The organism is Streptomyces sp. AK010, assembly GCF_014207295.1.
Lineage (GTDB): Bacteria > Actinomycetota > Actinomycetes > Streptomycetales > Streptomycetaceae > Streptomyces > Streptomyces massasporeus.
Genome location: NZ_JACHCX010000006.1, coordinates 77,195 through 93,854, shown reverse-complemented (window position 1 = coordinate 93,854; position 16,660 = coordinate 77,195). Strand labels below are relative to the sequence as shown.

At 73.2% G+C, this 16,660-nt stretch carries 14 protein-coding genes; 7 read left to right on the top strand and 7 right to left on the bottom strand.

All coding sequences use genetic code 11. The features are described 5' to 3' along the window. Nucleotides 1-105 precede the first annotated feature (105 nt). The gene (locus HDC93_RS13805; RefSeq protein ID WP_185010588.1) at nucleotides 106-870 is read left to right on the top strand and encodes a response regulator transcription factor; all 765 of its coding nucleotides are present in this window, start codon (nucleotides 106-108) and stop codon (nucleotides 868-870) included. Between the two features lie 2 nt (nucleotides 871-872). Beyond that, nucleotides 873-1,982: a sensor histidine kinase KdpD gene (locus HDC93_RS13800; protein ID WP_185010586.1), complete on the top strand. Its 1,110-nt coding sequence runs from the start codon at nucleotides 873-875 to the stop codon at nucleotides 1,980-1,982. Nucleotides 1,983-2,265: 283 nt separating this feature from the next. Here HDC93_RS13800 and HDC93_RS13795 read toward each other — a convergent pair whose 3' ends face one another. After that, on the bottom strand, nucleotides 2,266-3,267 hold the full coding sequence (locus tag HDC93_RS13795) for an NAD(P)-dependent oxidoreductase (protein WP_185010584.1): 1,002 nt from the start codon (nucleotides 3,265-3,267) through the stop codon (nucleotides 2,266-2,268). 124 nt (nucleotides 3,268-3,391) lie between these two features. Here HDC93_RS13795 and HDC93_RS13790 point away from each other — a divergent pair, with 124 nt between their 5' ends. Both HDC93_RS13790 and HDC93_RS13785 read left to right on the top strand, forming a co-directional pair. After that, complete coding sequence (locus HDC93_RS13790; protein WP_185010582.1) at nucleotides 3,392-4,123, top strand: flavodoxin family protein; 732 nt, start codon at nucleotides 3,392-3,394, stop codon at nucleotides 4,121-4,123. Between the two features lie 122 nt (nucleotides 4,124-4,245). Beyond that, entirely contained in the window at nucleotides 4,246-4,647 is a 402-nt protein-coding gene (locus HDC93_RS13785) for a hypothetical protein (RefSeq protein WP_185010580.1), read from the top strand. Between the two features lie 149 nt (nucleotides 4,648-4,796). On the opposite strand, the gene HDC93_RS13780 is transcribed toward HDC93_RS13785, so the two are convergent. Further along, on the bottom strand, nucleotides 4,797-5,366 hold the full coding sequence (locus tag HDC93_RS13780) for a cysteine hydrolase family protein (protein ID WP_185010578.1): 570 nt from the start codon (nucleotides 5,364-5,366) through the stop codon (nucleotides 4,797-4,799). Between the two features lie 484 nt (nucleotides 5,367-5,850). On the opposite strand from HDC93_RS13780, the gene HDC93_RS13775 reads away from it, so the two are divergent. Continuing rightward, entirely contained in the window at nucleotides 5,851-6,966 is a 1,116-nt protein-coding gene (locus tag HDC93_RS13775) for a winged helix DNA-binding domain-containing protein (RefSeq protein WP_185010576.1), read from the top strand. Nucleotides 6,967-7,069: 103 nt separating this feature from the next. On the opposite strand, the gene HDC93_RS13770 is transcribed toward HDC93_RS13775, so the two are convergent. From HDC93_RS13770 to HDC93_RS13760, 3 genes are all read right to left on the bottom strand, one after another. After that, nucleotides 7,070-7,861, bottom strand: a complete 792-nt coding sequence (locus HDC93_RS13770) for a trypsin-like serine protease (RefSeq protein WP_185010574.1) — start codon at nucleotides 7,859-7,861, stop codon at nucleotides 7,070-7,072. 204 nt (nucleotides 7,862-8,065) lie between these two features. After that, nucleotides 8,066-10,915: a LuxR family transcriptional regulator gene (locus HDC93_RS13765; protein ID WP_185010572.1), complete on the bottom strand. Its 2,850-nt coding sequence runs from the start codon at nucleotides 10,913-10,915 to the stop codon at nucleotides 8,066-8,068. A gap of 202 nt (nucleotides 10,916-11,117) precedes the next feature. Continuing rightward, entirely contained in the window at nucleotides 11,118-11,939 is an 822-nt protein-coding gene (locus HDC93_RS13760; protein WP_185010570.1) for a LuxR C-terminal-related transcriptional regulator, read from the bottom strand. Between the two features lie 125 nt (nucleotides 11,940-12,064). Here HDC93_RS13760 and HDC93_RS13755 point away from each other — a divergent pair, with 125 nt between their 5' ends. Together HDC93_RS13755 and HDC93_RS13750 are read left to right on the top strand one after the other, a co-directional pair. Continuing rightward, the gene (locus tag HDC93_RS13755; RefSeq protein ID WP_185010568.1) at nucleotides 12,065-13,744 is read left to right on the top strand and encodes an AMP-binding protein; all 1,680 of its coding nucleotides are present in this window, start codon (nucleotides 12,065-12,067) and stop codon (nucleotides 13,742-13,744) included. Then, the gene (locus tag HDC93_RS13750) at nucleotides 13,741-15,327 is read left to right on the top strand and encodes an AMP-binding protein (protein WP_185010566.1); all 1,587 of its coding nucleotides are present in this window, start codon (nucleotides 13,741-13,743) and stop codon (nucleotides 15,325-15,327) included. The genes HDC93_RS13755 and HDC93_RS13750 overlap by 4 nt, the downstream gene beginning before the upstream one ends. Nucleotides 15,328-15,345: 18 nt before the next feature. Here the strand turns inward: HDC93_RS13750 and HDC93_RS13745 are convergent, their stop codons facing one another. Together HDC93_RS13745 and HDC93_RS38330 are read right to left on the bottom strand one after the other, a co-directional pair. Next, nucleotides 15,346-15,852: a GNAT family N-acetyltransferase gene (locus HDC93_RS13745; RefSeq protein WP_185010564.1), complete on the bottom strand. Its 507-nt coding sequence runs from the start codon at nucleotides 15,850-15,852 to the stop codon at nucleotides 15,346-15,348. 33 nt (nucleotides 15,853-15,885) lie between these two features. After that, nucleotides 15,886-16,515, bottom strand: a complete 630-nt coding sequence (locus HDC93_RS38330; protein ID WP_311774550.1) for a hypothetical protein — start codon at nucleotides 16,513-16,515, stop codon at nucleotides 15,886-15,888. Nucleotides 16,516-16,660: the final 145 nt, after the last annotated feature.

Here is a 16,660-nt window from a genome sequence, read left to right as displayed (position 1 = left end):
GCGAACCGGGCAAACCGGACCGCCGCTCCTTACGAAACGCGGACGTCGGAGTCCGGAGCGGTGCCCGGGCCCCCGCCGGTGGCGGCGCGGTGCCAGGCTGAAGGCATGCACCGACAGCCGTACGAACTCCCCGGGGCCGCGGACGGGTCCCCCAGGATCCTGGTCGTCGACGACGATCCGACCGTCGCCGAGGTCGTCGCCGGATATCTGGATCGCGCCGGTTACGCCGTGGACCGCGCCGACGACGGCCCGACCGCCCTCGCCCGCGCCGCCGCGCACCGGCCGGACCTGGTCGTGCTCGATCTGATGCTGCCCGGCATGGACGGTCTGGAGGTGTGCCGGAGGATCCGCGGCCGAGGGCCCGTACCCGTCATCATGCTGACCGCCCGGGGCGACGAGGACGACCGCATCCTGGGCCTGGAGGTCGGCGCCGACGACTACGTCACCAAGCCCTTCAGCCCCCGCGAACTCGTCCTGCGCGTGGAGTCGGTGCTGCGCCGCAGCCGCCCCGCCGTCACGGGGCACCGCTTGGGAGCGGCCGGTCTGACGATCGAACCGGCGGCCCGCAGGGCCACCAAGAACGGCACCGAACTCGCGCTCACCCTGCGGGAGTTCGACCTGCTCTCCTTCTTCCTGCGGCACCCGGGGCGGGCCTTCGGGCGCGAGGACCTGATGCGGGAGGTCTGGGGATGGGACTTCGGCGACCTGTCGACCGTCACGGTCCACGTCCGCCGCCTGCGCGGCAAGGTCGAGGACGACCCCGCCCGGCCCCGCCTCATCCAGACCGTCTGGGGCGTGGGCTACCGCTTCGAACCCGGTGAACCCGGTGAACCCGGTGATCCCGGTGAACCCTGTGAGGGGGGCGACTGACCATGCGCGACAACCTCCTCATCGCCCTGTACGCCTTCGCCGGTGCCGCCGCGACGGGACTGGCCGGAGCGGGTGCACTGCGCCTGATCCGCCGCCGCTCGCTGACCGTCTCGCTCGCGGTGGTGGCGGCGGTCGGCGTCGTCGCGATGCTCGCGGGCACACTCATCGTCGCCTGGGCGATGTTCCTGTCACCGCACGACCTGACGGTCGTCACGACCGTCGTCGCCATGGCGGCCGTCGTCTCCCTGGCCACCGCGCTGCTGCTGGGCCGCTGGGTCGTGGCCCGCAGCCGTGAACTCGCCGCGGCCGCACGCTCCTTCGGCGACGGCGGGAACTTCGCAGCGCCCGGCGGTCCCGCCACGGCCGAACTCGCCGCGGTGAGCCGCGAGCTGGCCGCCACCAGCGCCAGGCTCGCCGAGTCCCGGGAACGGGAACGCGCCCTGGAGACCTCCCGTCGCGAACTCGTCGCCTGGATCTCCCACGACCTGCGGACCCCGCTGGCCGGTCTGCGCGCCATGTCGGAAGCCCTGGAGGACGGCGTCGCGGCCGACCCGAACCGCTATCTCCGGCAGATGCGGACCGAGGTCGAACGCCTCAACGGCATGGTCGGCGACCTCTTCGAGCTCTCCCGCATCCACGCCGGGACCCTGGCCCTGACGCCCACCCGGATCTCCCTGTACGACCTCGTCGGCGACGCCCTCGCCGGAGTCGACCCGCTCGCCCGCGAGCACGGGGTACGGCTGGTGGGCGGCCGCATCGAGCCGGTGCCGGTGGAGGTGGACGGCAAGGAGATGAGCCGGGTGCTGGGCAACCTGCTGGTCAACGCGATCCGCCGGACCCCGGCCGACGGCACGGTCGCGATCGCCGCCGAGCGTTCTGCCGAGGGCGTCGTGCTGTCGGTGACGGACGGCTGCGGTGGCATCCCGGAGGAGGACCTGCCACGCGTCTTCGACACCGGCTGGCGCGGCACGCACGCCCGGACGCCCCCGGCGGGCGCGGGCCTCGGCCTCGCCATCGTCCGCGGCATCGTGGAGGCCCACCAGGGCCGGACGGGCGTACGCAACATCCCGGGGGGCTGCCGCTTCGAGGTGGTACTGCCGGCGGCGTCGTGAGGACGAGCTGAGCTCGCGCCTCATCCGTTGCGGTGTGCGTGCGCCGGCGAGCCCAGCGCTTCGGTTTCGCGGCGGGCCCGCTGCCACGTGCTGACGTCCGCGGCGCTTCGGCCTCGCGCCGGCGCTTCGGCCTCGAGCCGGAACGCGCGGGCGCCTGGAGCCTTTCGGTTCCGTGCGCGACCGCTGCTGCGTGCGGGTGCTTCGGCCTCCGCGGCGGAACGTCCGTCGCGTGCCGGCGCACGCGAGCGCCCAGGCTTCGCGGCGGCCGCCGCGGCCCGACCGGCTACGCGCCCCGCATCCCCGCTCGTGCGAACTCCGTCATGCCCTCCTCGAAGCCGGACTCCGGCTTCCACCCCAGCTCCGCCCGCAGCCGTGACGAGTCCGCGGTGATGTGCCGGACGTCCCCGAGTCGGTACTCACCCGTGACGACCGGCTCGGGCCCGCCGTACGCGGCGGCCAGTGCCCGCGCCATCTCGCCGACGGTGTGAGGGTCGCCGCTGCCGGTGTTGTACGCGGTGAGCGCACCCGGTGCGCACTGAGCCTCCAGCGCCACGGCGTTCGCCGCCGCCACGTCCCGGACGTGCACGAAGTCCCTGCGCTGCCGCCCGTCCTCGAACACCCGCGGAGCCTCGCCCCGGGCGAGCGCCGAGCGGAAGAAGGAGGCGACTCCGGCGTAGGGCGTGTCCCGGGGCATGCCGGGCCCGTACACGTTGTGGTAGCGCAGCGACACCGCAGACCCGCCGGTACATCGGGCCCAGGAGGCGGCCAGATGCTCCTGCGCGAGCTTGGTCGTCGCGTACACGTTCCGCGGATCGGCCGGGGCGTCCTCACGGACCAGCCCGGGGGCGAGGTCCTCCCCGCACACCGGGCACGCGGGCTCGAACCGGCCCGCGTCGAGATCGGCCACCGCCCGCGGCCCGGGCCTCACCACCCCGTGCCGCGCACACACGTACCGCCCCTCGCCGTAGACGACCATCGACCCGGCGAGCACGAGGGTCCCCACACCCGCCTCCGCCATGGCCGCGAGCAGCACGGCCGTCCCCAGGTCGTTGTGCGAGACGTAGTCCGCCGCGTCGGCGACCCCGTCGCCGAGCCCGACCTTCGCGGCCTGGTGGCACACGGCGTCCACACCGGCCAGGGCACGGCGCACCGCCACGGCGTCCCGCACGTCGGACGCGGAATCCTCCCGCACGTCGAACACGACCGCCTCGTGCCCCCGCTCCCGCAGGGCGGTGACCACATGGGACCCGATGAACCCGGCACCGCCGGTGACCAGTACGCGCATACGGGCACGCTAGGCGCCCACGGCCGCCGCCTCACGCGAACGCGGCCGTACGTCATGACTCCGTAAGACGGGCGTAGGTGCGCCGAACCGCGACAAACCGGGCCCGCCGCGAGACCCTGCCCCCATGACAGCTCCCTCCGCACCCGATGCGGCCCCCCGCTTCGACGACCTGACCGCCCTCTACATCAACTGCACCCTCAAACCGTCCCCGCAGCGCAGCCACACCCAGGGCCTGATCGACAAGAGCCGGTCGGTCATGGAGAACGCCGGAGTGACCACGGACCTGATCCGCGCCGTCGACCACGACATCGCAACCGGCGTCTACCCGGACATGACGGAGCACGGCTTCGCCACGGACGCCTGGCCGGCGCTGTACGAGAAGGTCATGGCGGCGGACATCCTGGTCCTGGCCGGACCCATCTGGTTGGGCGACAACAGCTCCGTCACCAAGCAGGTCATCGAGCGCCTCTACGCCTGCTCCTCGCTGCTCAACTCCCAGGGCCAGTACGCCTACTACGGCCGCGTCGGCGGCTGCCTCATCACCGGCAACGAGGACGGCATCAAGCACTGCGCGATGAACGTCCTCTACAGCCTCCAGCACCTCGGCTACACGATCCCGCCGCAGGCGGACGCCGGCTGGATCGGCGCGGCCGGCCCCGGGCCGTCGTACCTGGACCCCGACTCCGGCGGCCCGGAGAACGACTTCACCAACCGCAACACCAGCTTCATGACCTGGAATCTCATGCACATCGCGGCCCTGCTGAAGCGCGCCGGAGGGGTCCCTGCCCACGGCAACCAGCGCTCGCAGTGGGACGCCGGCTGTCGCCCCGGTGCGGACAACCCCGAGCACCGCTGACCCGCGGGGCGGCGCGGGGGTGCCAGTTCTTACGCGATGGTGACGCGAGGCCGGATCCAGTGGTCGCCCTCCGTCCCAGCGGCCACGGTGTTCCCACCTGACACAGGAACGGAAGGATCACCATGGACCAGGGACACAGGCGCAACCGGAAGCGGCGCAACGCGATCGTCCTGGACGCCGGGCCGGCCGCGGGCGGGGTCGGACTCGCGCTGGTCACCATGCAGGCCAACGCGACCGAGGCCCCCCCCGCGCCACCACCCGCGCGGCCTCACCCCTGTCCTGCCCCTCGGTGGCGGACCGCCTGCCGGACGTGCCCCGGCGGGCGCGTGCGGAGGTCGACCGCAATCTGCGACTGGCTGCAGTCCCAGATCACCGAGGCGGGCGACCGGCTGGCCGCCACGCGCGGCCAGTCCGGTTTCGCCGTGGTCGGTGACGGGCTTGTGCAGCGACTCGGGGAAGCGATGCCCGAGCGACTGATGAAGAAGGCGGTCACCTGCATCAACTCCGGCCGCCGCTGCGGCTGACCCCACGAGCACCTGCTGTCCACAGCCGCTTCTCGACCCAGCGGTGGGCGTACGGCTCGTCGCTGAGTGTGAGGCGGGCGCAGCCCACCGGCTCGCCGTGCAGCCCGCCGGAGCAGCCGTCAGGCAAGGGCGCAGGGGCGAGGCAGGCCTCAGGCATCGGGCGGTGCGAACTCGGTCTCCTTCGCCGTGATGATCCGGGCGCCCATGTTGCGCTCCATCATCTCCAGGGCCGCGGACGCCAGGTGCGGATGGATGGAGGCGACCGCGTCCCTCGGCACCGTCACCTCCAGGTGGCGGATGTGCGCGTCCAGGGCGGAGTAGAGGACGCACTGCTCGGTGACCTGGCCGGTCATCACCACGTGCCCGACGCCCAGGCTCCACAGCAGGTAGGACAGGGGCGTCTCGAAGAACACCGAGTGGCGGGCCTTCACGACGAAGAGCGACCGGTCGTCGGGCCGGATCGGCTCGATGAGGTGGGCGTGCCGCTGGGACAGAGCCGCGTCCAGCAGCTCTCCGTGGTGCGAGCGCCACGCCCCGAAGTTGTCGTTCACGTAGATCACGGGGACGTCCGCCTCCCGGGCCCGGCCGAGCAGCTCGGTCAGGACCGGCACGACCTGCTCCACGGACGGCACGAGGAGCTCGGCGTCCTCGTGCTCGTACGTGTTGATCATGTCGATCACGATCAGAGCCGACCGCCTCGGGTCTGTACCTCGTTCCATGCCCTCCGCCCTTCCGTCCGATGCTGCCGTTCAGCGCGTGCGGGGGCGTTCTGGTCGCGGAGGAAGTCGGAGCATCGGATCTCCCGTGTGGTGCGTGTGGTGCGGGTTCCGGGAACGCACAGCTGAGTACCCGGTGACGCGGCGGGCCTAACAACCTGCGCGGATGTCGTCAGTCGGTGAGGACGGCGTCGCGGTGGACCACTCGGGGGCGTGGGCCGCCTCGAACAGGAAGTCGGTGACGTCCGCGCGGCTGATCGTCGGGTTGCCCTTGCGCCATCCGAGGGTCCGCGCGGCCGGGCGTACCCGGAGCAGCCCCCGACGCCCCGCCCGGCGTCGCGGCCAGACCTGTCCGCAAGCCACCACCCGAAGTCGCGGCCAGACCTGTCCGCAAGCCCCCGCCCGGCGTCGCGGCCAGACCTGTCCGCAAGCCACCACCCGAAGTCGCGGCCAGAACCTGTCCGCAAGCCCCGCTACCGTGCATCGCATGACGAACACCAAGCGGAGCGTCACCGGCACGGCACCCCTGCTCGGCACGCGTGCCCTCAACCGCGCGACCCTCGACCGGCAGCTGCTCCTGCGCCGCGCCCGGCTCTCCGTCGCGGCGGCCGTCGAGCACCTGCTCGGGCTGCAGGCGCAGAACGTCAAGCCTCCGTACTACGCGCTCGCGGCCCGGCTCGACGGGTTCACCCCCGAGGCGCTGTCGCAACCGATGGCGGACCGCGAGGCCGTTCGGATCGTCACGATGCGCTCCACCATCCACACCCACACCGCGGACGACTGCCTCACCCTGCGGCCGCTGGTGCAGCCCGCCCGGGACCGGGAGCTGGTCACCTTCCGCGCCGGACTCGCCGGTGTCGACCTGGACCGTCTCGCCGTGCTCGCCCGCGATCTCGTGGAGACCGAGCCCCGCACCATGAAGCACCTGCGCGAGGCCCTGCTCCAGGAGTGGCCCGACGCCGATCCGCAGGCCCTGGCCGTCGCGGCCCGCTGCCGTCTCCCGCTCGTGCAGGTGACGCCGCGCGGCCTGTGGGGGCGGAGCGGACAGGTCAGTCTCACCACCGCCGAGCACTGGCTCGGCCGTCCCTCGGAACCGGCCCCCACCCCCGACTCCGTCGTCCTGCGCTACCTCGCCGCCTTCGGCCCGGCCGGCGTGAAGGACATGCAGGCCTGGGCCGGCATGACCCGCCTGCGCGACGCCTTCGAGCGCCTCAGGCCGCAGCTCCTGACCTTCCGGGACGAAGCCGGCGTCGAACTCTTCGACCTCCCCGACGCCCCCCGCCCCGACCCGGAGACCCCGGCACCGCCGCGCTTCCTCCCCGAGTTCGACAACCTGCTGCTCTCGCACGCCGACCGCACCCGCGTCGTCCCGCCCGAGCACCGCGGCCGCTCCTGGAAGGGGAACATGGCCTACTGCACGCTCCTCGTCGACGGCTTCCTCGCCGGGCTGTGGCGACTGGAGGGGGACGCGCTCGTGATCGAACCCTTCGGCCGCCTCACCCGGAGCCGGCGGGACGACGTCACCGCCGAGGGGGAGAGGATGCTGCGCGTCATGCACCCGGGGTCGTCGTACGACATCCGGTTCGGTGCCGTACGGACCTGAAGGCCGCTCCACGACCTGGAGAGGGGGCGTTGCGGGCCGCTCGTGGAGGCCCGCAACGCCCCCTGGTCTTTCACCTGAGGGTTACTCAGGAGCTAGTACGCGATCACGAGTTGACCTGCGTCGTGACCAGGCTGGAGAAGGTGGTCAGCCGGGTGTAGACACCCGGGTATCCGGCCTGGGCGCAGCCTTCGCCCCAGGAAGTGATGCCTGCCAGGACGCCCCCGATGAGCAGGGGGCCGCCGCTGTCGCCCTGGCAGGTGTCCACGCCGCCGGAGGCCTTCCCGGCGCACACCATGTCGCTCTGCACGAAGTCGGAGCCGTAGGAGCTCGCACAGCTGGAGTCGGACACGGTGGGTACGGTCGCGGTGCGCAGCTGGTTGGAGCTGCTGCCGCCCGAGGAGGTGGTGCCCCAGCCGAGGATGCGGGCCGTGGTGCCGGCCGCGTACACCGAGGTCTGGGAGGAGGAGACGTACTTCGCCGGGGTGTACGGCATCGACGTCGACAGCGTCAGCACGGCCACGTCGTCGCCGTTGGTGGCGTCGGTGTAGCTCGGGTGGATCCATATCTTGCTGACTCTGGCGACCGTGCCGTTGGTGCCGTTGAGGTAGGTGCGGCCACCGACGACGCGCACACTGCTGGTGGTCTCGCCGACCATGCAGTGCGCGGCGGTGACGACCTTCGTGGGCGAGACCAGGGTGCCGCCGCAGAACTGGTTCTGCGAGGCGTCCGTGATCTGCATGACGAACGGGTACGCGGACGTCGTGGTCGTGGTGCCGCCGACGATCGGCTGGGGCGCGGCGACGGCCGTGGGGGCGGCGAGCAGCGCGGTCGTGGCGGCTGCGGCGGTCGCCGCGGCGACGGCGGCGGCCTTCTTGGCAATGCTGAGCCCGAACATGGGTCTCCTTGGGGAGTTGCCGGTGGGGGGTCGCGCGGGTGGTGGTGCACGGGGACCCTGACGCCGTTGTTCGGATCTCCGTGTGCCCCGGCGAGCGGCACGCCCCAAAGCTAGAGCCCGGACGAGGGGACGCCCAATGAGGGAACCCCCTAAGGGAGTTGGGCAGGGATAACCCTCGGTCCGGTCGAATAAACCCAGGTGGGGTCAGGTCGTTCGGCGGCCCGCCGCCAGCCGGACGATGTCCACCCGGGAGCGGATGCCGAGCTTGCGGTAGACCCGGGTGAGGGTCGCCTCGACGGTCTTGACGCTGATGAACAGGCGCGCCGCGATCTCCCGGTTGGTCGCGCCCTCCATCACCAGCGAGGCGACCTGACGCTCCATCGTGGCGAGGCCCTCCAGCGCGTCGAGGGCGACGGCCGGCGTGGCGGCGGCCGGTTCCACCGCCGCGGGACCCGCTGTGGCGGCCGCGTCGACCTGCCGCAGCCAGGGCAGCGCGCGGCAGCGCCGGAAGAGCCGGGCGGCCTCGTCGTACGACACCGGTCCCGGCAGGGGCCTGGCCCCGGCACGCGGGGCGGCGGCCTGGGCGCGCAGCCGGGCCAGCGCGTAGGCGGCCCGGGCCTCCTCCAGGCCGTACCCGAGGCGGCCGAGCCGGTCCTGCACGGACGTCAACCGGACGACGGCGGCCTCGTGTTCGCCGCGTGCCGCCCGCACCAGCGCCTCGGCCCGGTCGAGGACGGCCAGCACGCTCTGCCGGCCCAGCCGCAGCGCGTGCGCCCGGGTCGTGTCGATGACGTCCTGCGCCTCGCCCGGTTCGCCGATGCGGACCAGGGCCTCGGCGAGGTCGCCGTGCCAACGGCCGCGCCCGGGGTCGTTGATGCCGAGGCCCTGCTCCAGCTCCCGCACCCGGCGCAGCGAACGGACGGTGGCGGCCGGGTCGCCGGCCACCAACTGGGCGTAGCCCAGCGCCGCGAGGGCCCGGGAGAGGTACATCTGGTCGCCGTCGACCTCGGCGTGGTCGGCCGCTTCCCGGGCCAGGGCCAGGGCCCGGTCGACGTCGCCGGCTGAGGCCTCCGCGAGGGAGGCGAGCATGGCCGAGGCGCCCTCGCCGATCCCGGAGTCCCGGGCGAGCCGCAGGCTCTCGCGGGCCAGGTCCAGGGCCCGGCCGCAGTGCCCGGAGCGCAGTTCCGTGTCGGCGAGGAAGCGCAGGAAGTGCACCTCGCTCTCGACCATGCCGCGCCGGCGCACCTCGCGCAGCAGCGCGGTGATCGTCGCCCGCGCCTCGGGCAGCTGGTCGCTCATGATCAGCCAGCGGAACCGGGCCGATCCGGCGCCGTTGTGGTGGCAGGCCACATAGGGGTCCTGGGGTTCCCTCAGCGCCCGTTTGACGGTCACGGGGGCGTCCGGGTGCCCCATCAGGGTCTCGGTGGAGGCCTGGAAGGACAGCGCCATCAGCTCGGTGCGCCGGTCCCCGCCGCGGGCGGCCAGCTCCGCCGCGTGCGCGGCCTCCTGGCGGGCCTCGGCGAAGTCGCCCTCGACGACCAGGCCGCGCCAGGCCAGCTGGTAGTGGACCTGGGCGAGCAGGCGCGGGTCGTCGCCCGCGTCGGCCAGGACCTGCGGGAAGACGGCGTCGACGTCGCCGAGGGCCTGGCCGGCCGCCTCGATGACCACCATCCAGGCCCGGACCCGCTCGGTGGGCACGGTGGCACGCGTCAGGACGTCACGTGCGATGTCCCGGGCGAGATCGGCCTCGCCGGCGGTGATCGCGTCCTCTGCGGCGTGCAGACGGCGCTCGTCAGGGCTCGGGGCGCTGTCCGCCGGGGTGTGCCGGGCGGCGAGCAGCCCGAGCGAGGCGGCCACGGAGGGTGCGCCGCGGTCCCGGGCCAGCGCACCGGCCTCGGCGAGCCGGGCCGCCACGTCCGGGTCGGTGCCGGTGGTCGCCAGGGCCAGGTGCCGGGCCCGCTCGATCGGGTCGGAGGCCGCCGTGGACAGCGCGGCGTGCACGGCCCGCCGCTCCTGTGCCGGGGCCTCCGCGTACAGGGCCGCCGAGATCAGCGGATGCGCGAACCGCAGGGCCGGCGCCTCGGGGTCCGTGGCCAGCAGGCCGAGCGCCGCCGCCTGGGCCGTCTCGGCCTCGGCGTGCTCGCGCCCGGCCGCGTGCAGCAGGGCCAGCGTGGGGCGGGCACCGGCACTGGCGACGAGAAGGGTGCGGCGCGCCTCGTCGGACAGCATCTCCAGCCGGCTCAGCACCAGGGCCCGCAGCGAGGTGGGCACGGGCAGCGGCTCGCCCGGCCGGGGCCGGGCCGGGCTCTCGGCCAGGGCCCGGCCCAGCTCCAGCGCGAAGAGCGGGTTGCCGCCGCTGGTGCGGTGGATGTCGCGGACCGTGGAGCGGGACAGGGGCGTGTAGCCGCGGTGGTCGAGCAGCGCCGAGACCTGCGTACGGGTCAGCGGGCCCAGCCGGACGGCGAGCGTGTCGGGCGGGGACGCCGGCAGGTGGCGGTCGTACTCCTGGCCCTCGGTCCGCACCGCGCACAGCATCTGCACGGGCGTGTCGCCCAGCCGGCGGGCCGCGAAGCCGAGCAGTTCCGCACTGGCGGCGTCCAGCCACTGGAGGTCGTCGGCGACCACCAGCACCGGCCCCTTCGCGGCGAGGACGCGCAGCGCCGAGAGCACCGCCAGGCGCAGCGCGAGCCCGTCCCGCTGGAGCGTGGACTCGCCGCGGCCGGTGAGCGCCGACTCCAGGGCGGTGCGCTGGGCGCCGGGCAGCGCACCGGACACGTCGTCCAGGACCAGACCGAACAGGTCGGCCAGCGCCAGGAAGGGCAGGTGCGATTCGGACTCGGTCGCCGAGCAGCGCAACACCGTCCGGTCCGCGCCCCCGTAATCCGCGGCCAGCGCCCGCAGCACCGTCGACTTTCCAATTCCGGCGGGGCCGTGGAGCAGCACACTGCCCCCTCGGCCGAGCTGCTCACGTGCCGACGTGAACAGGTCCTCCCGGCCGATGACCAGGTCGGGGCGGCTCCTGGGGGGCTCCTGGAAGTCCCGTCGTACGGTCACCGCTCCCCTCCCTGTGTCGTGTCCTGGCCAATATTAGGCAACAGTTCTTTGAATTTCGGAGGGACGGGGTCGTGAGGGAAACAACAACGCGTACCGGCGGACGAATTCATCGGACTCCCGAATGCGGCGGAACACCAGGCCGGCACCCCGTCGGGAACCTCGGCGGATCGAACGAGCGGGCAGGGCGGAAAACATCACAAAACTACGGCAACCACCCCGCCCGGCGCGCGGCGACCACGGCCTCGCCGCGGGTGCCGGCCCGCAGCTTCCGCATGGCCGACCGCAGGTACCCCTTGACGGTCTCCGGCGTCACACCCAGGCGCTCCGCGGCGACCGCGTTCGTCGCCCCTGCCGCCACACACGCCAGCACGTCCACCTCGCGCGGCGCGAGCCGGACCCGGGGCGATCCGGCGGACTCGGCCGTCAGCAGCGCACACGCGCCGAGCAGCTCAGCGCGCAGCTCCGGGTCCGCGATCCGCGGCGCCAGTGCCCGAAGGGCCGTGTGCGCCTCCCGCACCTGTTCCCACCCCGGGCCCGTCCCGTCACCGCCCGCGGCCTCGGCGGCGAGCGTACGGGCCTCGTCCCGGACCACCAGCGCCCGCTCCAGGTCCCGCGCCGCCTCCACGGCCACGTCCAGCATCCGCGCGCCCAGCGGCAGGGCCGTGCGCAGCGCCCCGTACAGCACCCCGCGCACCCGGTGGCGCACCACCACCGGCACGGCCAGCACCGAACGCAGCCCCTCCGCGGCCACCGGGGCGTCGTACTCGTGGCTGATCTGCCGCGACGCCGAGTAGTCCGTCACCACGCACGGCCGGGACAGCGCCACCGTCTTGCCGCCGAGGCCGGTGCCGGACGTCACCGCCAGCGAACGCAGGGCGTGCGTCGCCGTGCCGCTCAGTTCGCTGATGCGCATCCGCTGCCCGGCCTCCATCAGGCCGCCGAACGCGACCGGAAGGCCGGTGCCCCGCCGCAGACGCAGCAGCGCGTTCCGAATCTCGACCGCGTCGGACGCGTCCGTCGTCACCTGATCGCCCCTTCACTACGGCTCCTGTGCGGGCGCACCCCCCGTTCGGGGGTAGTGAGACCTGCATCACGGATTACACGATGGCTCAGAGCCGCCCGGCAATGGTCCGGTACCCAGGAGGACAGATGACATCGGCGACGGAACTGTTCCGCAAGGCGCGGGATTTCCTGCTGGAACACCGCGACGACTACCCCACTGCCTACGCGGGCTTTTGCTGGCCCCGCCCCGAGTACTTCAACTGGGCGCTCGACTGGTTCGACGTGATCGCCGACGGCAACGCCCGCACCGCCCTGCACCTGGTCGAGGAGGACGGCCGCGAGACCCGGCTGTCCTTCGGGGAGATGTCGGTACGGTCGGCGCAGTTCGCCGGCTGGCTGCGCGAGAGGGGCGTGCGCGCCGAGGACCGGATCCTCGTCATGCTCGGCAACCAGGCCGAACTGTGGATCACCGCACTCGCCGCGATGAAACTGCGCGCGGTGGTCATCCCGGCCACCCCGCTGCTCGGCCCGGCCGACCTGCGCGACCGCGTCGAGCGCGGCCGGGTCCGGCACGTCATCGCGCGCCCCGAGGACACCGGCAAGTTCGCCGAGGTCCCCGGCGACTACACGCGCATCGCCGCGGGCGCCGCCGGCGCGGTGCCGGACGGCTGGCTGCCGCTGGACGACGCCTACGAGGCCTGCGCCGACTTCACCCCCGACAGCCCGACCCGGGCCGACGACCCGCTGATGCTCTACTTCACCTCGGGCACCACCGCCCGGCCCAAGCTCGTCGAGCACACCCACACGTCGTACCCGATCGGCCATCTGTCGACCATGTACTGGATCGGCCTGAAACCCGGCGACGTGCACCTGAACATCTCCTCACCCGGCTGGGCCAAGCACGCCTGGTCCAATCTCTTCGCCCCGTGGAACGCCGAGGCTACGGTCTTCCTGCACAACTACACGCGTTTCGACGCCGCTCGTCTCATGACGGAGATGGACCGGGCGGGCGTCACCACCTTCTGCGCCCCGCCGACCGTGTGGCGCATGCTCATCCAGGCCGACCTGACCCAGCTGCGCACCCCGCCCCGCGAGGTCGTCGCGGCCGGCGAGCCGCTCAACCCGGAGGTCATCGAGCAGGTCCGCCGCGCCTGGCACCTCACCATCCGGGACGGCTTCGGCCAGACCGAGACGGCCGTCCAGGTCGCCAACAGCCCCGGCCAGCCGCTCAAGACCGGCTCGATGGGCCGGCCGAGTCCCGGCTACCGCGTCGCACTCCTCGACCCCGTCTCCGGCGCACCGGGCGCCACGGAGGGCGAGATCGCGCTCGACCTGTCGGACCGCCCCGTCGGCCTGATGGCCGGCTACCACGGCGACGCGGACCGCACGGCGGAGGCGATGGCCGGCGGCTACTACCGCACGGGCGACGTCGCCTCTAGGGATGGAGAGGGATATCTGACCTATATCGGGCGCAGTGACGACGTCTTCAAGGCCTCCGACTACAAGATCAGCCCGTTCGAGCTGGAGAGCGCGCTGCTGGAGCACGAGGCGGTCGCCGAGGCGGCGGTCGTGCCCGCCCCGGACGAACTCCGGCTCGCCGTCCCCAAGGCGTACGTCGTGCTGGCCGCGGGCTGGGAGCCCGGCCCCGGCACCGCCAAGGTCCTGTTCGAGCACTCCCGCGAGGCCCTGGCCCCCTACAAGCGCATCCGCCGCCTGGAGTTCGGTGACCTGCCCAAGACCGTCTCCGGCAAGATCCGCCGGATCGAGCTGCGTGAGGCCACGGCGGCCGGGTCGGACGCCGAGTACCGCGAGGAGGACTTCCGGTGAACTCCTACAGCCACGGCACCGGCCGGACGGCGCTGCTCGGCGACACCATCGGGGCCAGTCTGGACCGGGCGGTGGCCACCTGGCCGGACCGCGAGGCCCTGGTCGACGTAGCGTCCGGACGGCGCTGGACCTACGCCGAGTTCGGCGCGGCGGTCGACGAACTCGCCTCCGCCCTGCACGCCTCCGGTGTCGCCAAGGGGGACCGGGTGGGCATCTGGGCCGTCAACTGCCCCGAGTGGGTGCTCGTCCAGTACGCCACCGCCCGCATCGGCGCGATCATGGTGAACATCAACCCGGCGTACCGCACCCACGAGGTGGAGTACGTCCTGAAGCAGGCGGGCGTGTCCCTGCTGTTCGCCTCCCTCGGCCACAAGACGAGCGACTACCGGGCGATGGTCGAGCAAGTGCGCGGCGGCGTCCCGGAGTTGCGGGAGGTGGTCTACTTCGGCGACCCGGGCTGGGAGGCGCTGCTCGGCCGGGCGACCCCCTACGCGACGTACGACGAACTCTCCTGCGACGACCCGATCAACATCCAGTACACGTCGGGCACGACCGGCTTCCCCAAGGGCGCGACCCTCTCCCACCACAACATCCTCAACAACGGCTATTTCGTGGGTGAGTCGATCGCCTACACCGAGCAGGACAGAATCTGCATCCCGGTCCCCTTCTACCACTGCTTCGGCATGGTCATGGGGAATCTGGCCGCCACCTCGCACGGCGCCTGCATGGTCATCCCCGCCCCGTCCTTCGACCCGAAGGCGACCCTGGACGCCGTCCAGCAGGAGCGCTGCACCTCGCTCTACGGCGTCCCGACGATGTTCATCGCGGAGTTGAACCTCCCCGAGTTCGCCTCCTACGACCTCTCCTCCCTGCGCACCGGCATCATGGCGGGCTCGCCCTGCCCGGTGGAGGTGATGAAGCGGGTGGTCGCCGAGATGCACATGGCGGAGGTCTCCATCTGCTACGGCATGACCGAGACGTCCCCGGTGTCGCTGCAGACCCGCAGGGACGACGACCTGGAGCACCGCACCGGCACGGTCGGCCGGGTCCTGCCGCACATCGAGGTCAAAATCGTCGACCCGGCGACGGGAGTCACCCGACCGCGCGGCACGGCGGGGGAGTTGTGCACCCGCGGCTACAGCGTGATGCTCGGCTACTGGAACGAGCCGGAGAAGACCGCCGAGTCCGTCGACGCCGGCCGCTGGATGCACACGGGCGACCTCGCCGTGATGCGCGAGGACGGCTACGTCGAGATCGTCGGCCGCATCAAGGACATGATCATCCGGGGCGGGGAGAACATCTACCCCCGCGAGATCGAGGAGTTCCTCTACGGCCATCCCAAGATCCAGGACGTCCAGGTCGTCGGCGTCCCGCACGAGCGCTACGGCGAGGAGGTCCTGGCCTGCGTCATCGCCCGCGACCCGGCCGACCCGCCGACGCTGGAGGAGGTACGGGCCTTCTGCGAGGGGCAGTTGGCGCACTACAAGGTCCCGAGCGGGGTGCGGATCCTCGACTCCTTCCCGATGACGGTGTCGGGGAAGGTGCGCAAGGTGGAGCTGCGGGAGAGGTTCGCGGACGGCTGAGCGGCGCGACCGCGCCGGTCACAGCGCCTTTCGCATGCACACCCGCGGCCACCGGTCCAGGCCGTGCGCCGCCTCCGTCGCGCGGATCGCGCGGAGGCCGGGCGTCAGGTCCGCCTCGGGGAGGGGACGGAAGCCGAGGCGGGTGTAGTAGGGGGCGTTCCACGGGACGTCCGTGAAGGTGGTCAGCGTCAGGGCCGTCAGGCCCTCCTCGCGGGCGCGGCCGGCGGCGTGGGCCAGGAGGGCGCGGCCCACGCCCCGGCGTGCGGCGCGCGGGTGGACCGAGACCTGCTCGATGTGCACGGCACCGTCCACGGGTTCGGCGCAGAGATAGGCCGCCGGCAGGTCCCCCTCGTCCACCGCGACCCAGCAGCGGCCCGCCCGTCGGAAGCGTTCCAGCACGTCGAGCGCGGGCGGTTCGTCGTCGGCGATCTCCGGCATGCCGAAGTCGCGGAAGGGGGCGCCGGCGGCACGTTCGACGTCCTGGAGGGCCGGGAGTTCGGCGGGCGTGGCGGGTCGGATGCGCATGCGGTGAGTATGCGGTGCGCTGGGGCCGCGGGGTCAGGGCGCCCGCTTCCCCAGGCCGTCGGCGGCCAGCGTCTCGGCCGGGGCGTTCACCGGCCGGGGTGTGCCGGTGAGGTCCAGCACGAACAGCGGGACGCCGAGGGCGTCGGCGCGCGCCCGGGCGTCGTCGGCGTACCCGGCGAGGGAGAAGTAGAGGCAGTCCGCGGACTCCGTCATGGCCGTCAGCCACAGGCACTCCACGTCCCGCAGGCTCGCCGGGCGCACCGCCGGGTCCACCTGGGCGACGACACCGCGGGCGGCGAGACCGAAGCCGGAGGGCGGACGCTGGTCCGCCCTGCGCACGCCCCGGTAGCCGAGCCAGCGCAGATACAGGGCGGTGGCCGTGACGGCGTCGCGCGCGGTACGGATCGTGACGGACAGGAAGGGAGGCCGGGCGGAAGGCGCCTCGGCGGCGACGGCCGCGGCATCTCGCCGACGGTCGGGCCGGTGGGCTGCGCCCTGCTGGTCGGGAAGGTCGGCTGCGCCCTCCTGACCGGGCGGGCCCTCGTGGCCGGCCGCACCGCTTCGGTCGTTGCCCGGGTCCTGGGCGGCTGCCGTTCCGCGCGCCGTGCCGTCCTGGCCGGTGTTCGGCTGCCGGGCGGCTGCTGCCGTGCCGTCCCGGTGGATCTTCGGCTTCTGGGCGACTGCCGTGCCGTCCCGGTCGGTCTCCGGGCCGTGGGCGGCTGCCGTTCCGCGCGCCGTGCCGTCCTGGCCGGTGTTCGGCTGCCGGGCGGCTGCTGCCGTGCCGTCCCGGTGGATCTTCGGCTTCTGG

Excerpts from the sequence above, each read along its gene's own strand:
- HDC93_RS13805 (WP_185010588.1), top strand. The coding sequence starts at position 106 with ATGCACCGACAGCCGTACGAACTCCCCGGGGCCGCGGACGGGTCCCCC.
- HDC93_RS13800 (WP_185010586.1), top strand. The coding sequence starts at position 873 with ATGCGCGACAACCTCCTCATCGCCCTGTACGCCTTCGCCGGTGCCGCC.
- HDC93_RS13795 (WP_185010584.1), bottom strand. The coding sequence starts at position 3,267 with ATGCGCGTACTGGTCACCGGCGGTGCCGGGTTCATCGGGTCCCATGTG.
- HDC93_RS13790 (WP_185010582.1), top strand. The coding sequence starts at position 3,392 with ATGACAGCTCCCTCCGCACCCGATGCGGCCCCCCGCTTCGACGACCTG.
- HDC93_RS13785 (WP_185010580.1), top strand. The coding sequence starts at position 4,246 with ATGGACCAGGGACACAGGCGCAACCGGAAGCGGCGCAACGCGATCGTC.
- HDC93_RS13780 (WP_185010578.1), bottom strand. The coding sequence starts at position 5,366 with ATGGAACGAGGTACAGACCCGAGGCGGTCGGCTCTGATCGTGATCGAC.
- HDC93_RS13775 (WP_185010576.1), top strand. The coding sequence starts at position 5,851 with ATGACGAACACCAAGCGGAGCGTCACCGGCACGGCACCCCTGCTCGGC.
- HDC93_RS13770 (WP_185010574.1), bottom strand. The coding sequence starts at position 7,861 with ATGTTCGGGCTCAGCATTGCCAAGAAGGCCGCCGCCGTCGCCGCGGCG.
- HDC93_RS13755 (WP_185010568.1), top strand. The coding sequence starts at position 12,065 with ATGACATCGGCGACGGAACTGTTCCGCAAGGCGCGGGATTTCCTGCTG.
- HDC93_RS13745 (WP_185010564.1), bottom strand. The coding sequence starts at position 15,852 with ATGCGCATCCGACCCGCCACGCCCGCCGAACTCCCGGCCCTCCAGGAC.